Here is a 5,408-nt window from a genome sequence, read left to right as displayed (position 1 = left end):
GCGGCCGTGGACCTGGCCGACGAGAACGGGACGCCCTCGGTTCCTGAGCGCTGGATGGACGCGCTGCGGCACTTTGTGCTGTTCCGGGCCTGGTCCATCGATGCCGAGTTCGGCGGCAACGCGACCATCGCGGCGGCGCACCGTGCCCTCTACAACGAGGCGCTGGGCATTCAGGCCCAGGCAGCAGCAACGACGGCCGTGGCGCAGAAGTAAGCGCAAGAAATCCCCGGTGGTGACCAAGCCTGCCTATACTGCGGGCAATTTCCACTGGGGCGCTGGAGTGCTCGGAACCATAGGAGCCGATATGGCTGGTTTCTCGACCTCCCTCGCCAACGCGATCATCAGCGCCACGCTGCGCAAGCAGGCCTTCCCGGCCATCCGCAACACCTTCTTCGCCCTGTTCACGGCGGACCCCACCGACGCCTTCACCGCCGGCACCGAGGTGGCTGCACCGTGGTACCAGCGCGTGCCCACGGGCGCCTTTGCCGCGCCCAACAACGGCGCCACCTACAACGCCGTGCGCGCGGAGTTTCCGCCCGTCACGGGCGCCCAGGTCACGGTCACGCACATCGGAATCATGGAGGGTGACTCGGCCACCGATGGCACGGCCACGCTCATGTATTCCGAGCCGCTGCCCACGCCGCGCACGCTGCAGATCAACGACGTGTTCTTGGTGGACAGCCAGGCCCTTACAGGCGACTTCACGCTGCAGCTGCTGTAAGCCATGAACCGGGGAGCACTCAATGGCTTTGCGCTGAACGGGCGGGCCTCCGATCCCGTGGTGCGCATCCGCGTGGACGCCAAGGGCTATGCCCGCGTCCGCGTGGGCGGGAGAGTGCTCGCCTATGCGGTGGTCCACTCGGCACCAGCTGCTGCGCTGACCGGCCCGCTGGGCCGCGTGCATGCCAAGCTCTCGGCCGATTCCGTGGCGCGCGCAGCTGTCGAAGGCGTGCTGGGCCGGGTCCATGTGCGCAGCCTGCTGGCAGCCACGGGTCGCGCCATCTTCAAGGTCACGCTGCCGCCCGTGCGCGGGCGTGTGGCCGTCCAGGCCCGGGCCAGCGCCACGGTCAACGCCCATGTGCAGGCACGCATTGGGGTGGACGCGGCCGCGCGTGCCAACTTCAAGCCCCAGGCGCGCCTGCTTCGCCGTGGCCCCGTGCAATCCACGCCCACCGCCCGTGGCACAGCCGATGGCCGCATCTACGTGCGCCGCTGGCTGCGTTCGCCTGTGGACGGCAAGGGCCAGGCCTTTGTCGTCACGCAGGGGAGGGTCGAGGCGCGTCTGGCCGCGCTGGTCCAGGCAAAGGCTGCGATCACGGCCCGTGGGCAGCGCCTGGTGCGCGCGCCGCTGCAGGCCCAGGGCGTGGCCTTCATCGACATCGATCCCGCCGTGCACAAGCGCCTGCCCTTCGATGAGCAGGCGCCCGAATCCCGCACCTTCCTCGTGCCCGCAGGAATGACCACCTTCTACGTCACCGACCAGGGGCAAAGCATGTTCCGCACTTCCCCCATGCAGCCTGCAGACACGCAGGACTACGACATCGAGTTCGCCGACTGGTTTCCGCCCGGCGACGAGATTGTTTCCGTGCAGCTCAAGGTGCAGCCGGCCATGCCCATGCCGCCGTCCTTTGCCTTCGTGGGCCAGCGCGTGAAGGTCTGGATCTACGCGGGCGGCCTGAGCGGCCAGAAGTACCAGATCAGCGTGGCCGCCACGACGAACGACGGCCGCACCAAGGAGGTGGAGCTGATCGTGCCCATCAAGGAAAAATAGAAATGCCGCAGCTGTTCCTGAACAACTTCCAAACCCAGTTCATCGCCGACGTGCGCGCGGCGCCGCAGACAGGTGCCCCGGCCAGCGAGCTGGACTACGGCGTGCTGCGCGTGTCCGATGGCGCGGCCGGCACGCTGCTGAATCCTCCCGCCGGCGGCTGGTACGTGCTCACGGCCTACAAGCGCAGCGGATCGCTCGAAACCGATTACGAGATCCTGCGCGTTACCGCCGTGGACAACTCGGTGATCGGCGAATGCCGGCTCACGGTGCTGCGTGGCCAGGAAGGCACGGCGCCCCGGGCCTACAACTCGGGTGACTTGCTGGAGATGCGCATGACGGCCGGGGGCATGCGCGAGGTGGTGCAGACCGCCGACCCGCGCCTGACCGATGCGCGCGCACCCACCGGCGCGGCCGGTGGCGTGCTTGCCGGCCAGTACCCGAACCCCACGTTTGCCCAGCCCATGGCCACGGCGGCGGATCTGCAGGGCAAGGTGGACAAGGTGCCAGGCAAGGGCTTGAGCGCCAACGATTTCAGCGACGAGGCCGCGGCAAAGCTCGGTGGTGTGGCGACAGGTGCCACCAAGAACGTGACCGATGCCCAACTGCGGGACCGCAGCACGCATACGGGCGAGCAGGCTATAGCCTCCATCTCCGGCTTGCAAGATGCGTTGGACACGACGTTGAAGAAGTCCGGCGACACCATGAAAGGTAGTCTGAATTTCTTCGGAAATAGCTTGAGGCTGACGGCTGATTTCAGTAATCCTATTCCGGCTTATCGATTCGCTTTCCAAACCAGTGCAGTTAATGAACAGACGGCGCTGGAAGTAATACCGAATGGAACAGCAGGTGAGTCCCTGATCAACCTGGCCTCATCTGCCACTGATCAAGCAAACTGCTCTTTACTTCAGATGCGCATCGGTTTGAACACTGCCGATGCACGTGTTGCTGCTGAACGCCGGGGGAGCGGAGCCTATTTACCGCTTTCTTTTCATGCTGGCGGGTCTGAGCGCATGCGCGTCGGTGTGAATGGCTCTATTGTTTTCCCAGCGCCATCTCAGCGAATCATCAGTGACTTCAGTAGCAACGTACTCTCTGAGCGCCTCGCCTTTCAGTCGAGCATTAATAATTCTTTGACCATCGTCGGTGCGCTTCCGACTGGGACAGGGACAATCTCGGGCTTTCGCACCCATGGTGGGACAGACCCCGGTAATTCGTCTGTTGGCGATCTGGTTATTCTGGGAGGCCAAGAGGTCCGTCTGAACTCCGGTGTTACAGGGAATGGCCAGTACCTTCCCATGACGTTTTACACCAGCGGATCAGAGCGGATGATTATCCGAACCAACGGCAATGTGGGTGTGGGCACATCTTTGCCGTTGTCCAAGTTTACCGTGAACAACTCGTCTCTTACCGGCGGCGGCCCGCAGCCCAGTGGTGGTGGCGCTGATCCAAATTCCATAGTGCGCTTCCAAGGAGGAAGTGTTGCGTTGGATTTTGGAGTGTACCAGTCTGGTGCGTTCTGGCTACAGCCGAGAATATTTTCTGATTACGCATCGAATCAGTGGCTGTTTTTGAATCCCAATGGTGGTGCTGTCCTTGTTGGTAATGGAGGGTTTGGCTATGGTCCTGGTGCCGGTGGCACAGTAACCCAGCCAACAAGTAAATCTACCAGTGTTGCTATCAACAAAGTTGCCGGGGTGATTACCACGCATAACCAAGCGTTGGCGCCTAATGCCGTGGCTGTTTTTTTGGTATATAACAGCATGGTTGGTCCCCTTGATATCGTCAATTTGACATTGACTAATAGCAGCGGAATAGTCGATGCATCGTTTTATAATGTTTGGGCTGTTGCCTATAACGATGGTTCATTTTATATTTGCTTGAAGAATATTTCATCGTCTGCCTTGGCACATGCGGTGCAAATCAATTTTGCAATTACTAAGGGCGCAGCAATCTAATGAAGATAAAGAGCGTTATTCGCTACGACAACGCCCATGCGATTGAGGTGACATGGGTTGACGAAGAAGGCAACGTGGCACGTTGCCACATCTATGCCAATTCTCAAATGCAGGATCTGCGCTCAGACCTTGGAGGCGAGGCAGCTAAATATGAATTTCTAATCGCTGAAGTCGAGGCAACTCAGGAGCCATCGCCGCCTGCAGCAGTTCCCGAGTCCTGTACGCCAGCCCAGGGCCTGGTGGCTCTCTACATACTGCGGGGCATCACTGAAGATGCGCTCAATTCGACCATTGACGCCATCGAAGATGACGCGCTGCGCTACACGACCCGTATAGGATTCGCCAGGGCTACGGAGTGGCGGCGAGCCAGCCCGTCCATCGTGCTGATGGGCGAGCTGCTTAATCTTTCGTCTGCGGATCTCGATGCGCTTTTCACCTTCGCTGTGAATGTCGAGGTTTGATTTGGTGCCAAGCCTGTCAGCCTGCAGGCCATGACCACCTACAAGCTGTCCGCATTCCCGGGCGAGGCGCCCAGCGTGTCCGACCGCGCGCTGGGCGCGAACTTCGCCCGGGAGCACTTCAACCTCTTTCTGCCCAGCTCCGAGTTCTGGCCGCTGGCCACCGACCGGCGCCACTCGGCATGTCTGGCCGGCACCCGCACGCTGCACCGATTCGCGCGAGACGCCAGCGGGGCCGTGCAGCAGAACCCGGCCGCGCCCATACGCTCATGGGTGCAGGAGCTGTCCCTGGTCAAGGGCCAGATCAACGACGAGGCCACCGAGCGCACCTACCAGACCACCAATGACGGCAGCGCGGCGCCGCGTGCGCTGGACGTGCGCGGCAACGACCGGCTGCTGGGCGTGGTGCGCCCGGTCAAACCCACGGTCACGCTGCAGGTGGTGGACGAGTTCACGACCGAGGAGGCCAAGACCTGGCTGTATGGCGACTTCGCCGAGCTGGTGCGCGCGGACCTGCTGGCCACGGTGATCCAGCACGAGGGCCACCAGGAGGCGATCCGCTGGGATGCCAATGGCAAGGCTTATGCCGGCGCCACATCCAACTACGGGCTGTCCCTGTCTACCGCCGTGGGGGCCGGCGCCTGGGCTGGGAATCTCTATGCCGTGGTCTCGGCCGCCCGCGCCAAGGCCTGCGAGATGGACACCACGCGGCTCGGGGCCATCAGCACGGCCAGCGGCTGGGCCGTGCCGGTGGCCGCCATGCCGTACAGCTATCCCTTCCGCAGGCCCGCGCTGGTGGAGGCGCTGCAGCGGCACGAGTTTCCGGACACGGCCGGCGAGCGCTCTGGCGAAACCGTGCTCACGGCCGACCAGGCAGCCAAGCTGGCCGACCTGGTGGAGGCCTCGGTGGCGCCCGGCAGCAAATGCACCAACTGGCGCAGCGAGCTGGACAAGCTGCTCAAGGAATTCGCGGACCTGGCCCTGTCCAAGTCCTGGGCGGGCGCGGGCACGGCGCCCATCAAACCGACCGAGCCCAGCGTGGCCCAGTACCACTTTGACGCGGACAACAACGCCATCGAGCACCCCGACTGGGTGCAGTACCGGCTCAAGCTGGAAAACTTCTTCAAGGCACAGGATGCCTACACCGACAGCAAGTCGGATGCCTCGGCCCAGGCCAGCAGCTTCAACGCGCGCTTGGTGGAGATCCAGCAGCGCTGCGCCACT

At 63.0% G+C, this 5,408-nt stretch carries 5 protein-coding genes and 1 pseudogene; all 6 read left to right on the top strand.

Features of this window, described 5'->3' with window-relative positions; translation table 11 throughout:
* On the top strand, positions 1 to 213 hold a 213-nt coding region (locus tag DTS01S_RS29070; RefSeq protein ID WP_370671672.1), incomplete at its 5' end, for a phage adaptor protein.
* Between the two features lie 91 nt (positions 214 to 304).
* Complete coding sequence (locus tag DTS01S_RS29065; protein ID WP_047218288.1) at positions 305 to 721, top strand: phage tail fiber protein; 417 nt, start codon at positions 305 to 307, stop codon at positions 719 to 721.
* A 3-nt stretch (positions 722 to 724) separates the two neighbouring features.
* The gene (locus tag DTS01S_RS29060; protein ID WP_061290109.1) at positions 725 to 1,771 is read left to right on the top strand and encodes a phage fiber-tail adaptor protein; all 1,047 of its coding nucleotides are present in this window, start codon (positions 725 to 727) and stop codon (positions 1,769 to 1,771) included.
* 2 nt (positions 1,772 to 1,773) lie between these two features.
* Positions 1,774 to 3,726, top strand: coding sequence for a hypothetical protein (locus tag DTS01S_RS29055; RefSeq protein ID WP_061290106.1), 1,953 nt, complete (start codon positions 1,774 to 1,776; stop codon positions 3,724 to 3,726).
* Complete coding sequence (locus DTS01S_RS29050) at positions 3,726 to 4,187, top strand: hypothetical protein (protein WP_061290102.1); 462 nt, start codon at positions 3,726 to 3,728, stop codon at positions 4,185 to 4,187. Before DTS01S_RS29055 ends, DTS01S_RS29050 begins: the two co-directional genes overlap by 1 nt.
* Before the next feature lie 30 nt (positions 4,188 to 4,217).
* A pseudogene (locus tag DTS01S_RS29045) lies at positions 4,218 to 5,408 on the top strand (hypothetical protein); the annotation flags it as partial.

Source organism: Delftia tsuruhatensis NBRC 16741, assembly GCF_001571325.1.
GTDB lineage: Bacteria > Pseudomonadota > Gammaproteobacteria > Burkholderiales > Burkholderiaceae_C > Comamonas > Comamonas tsuruhatensis.
Note: the sequence above shows the minus strand (reverse complement) of the source record. Positions and strands in the feature narration are given on the sequence as shown.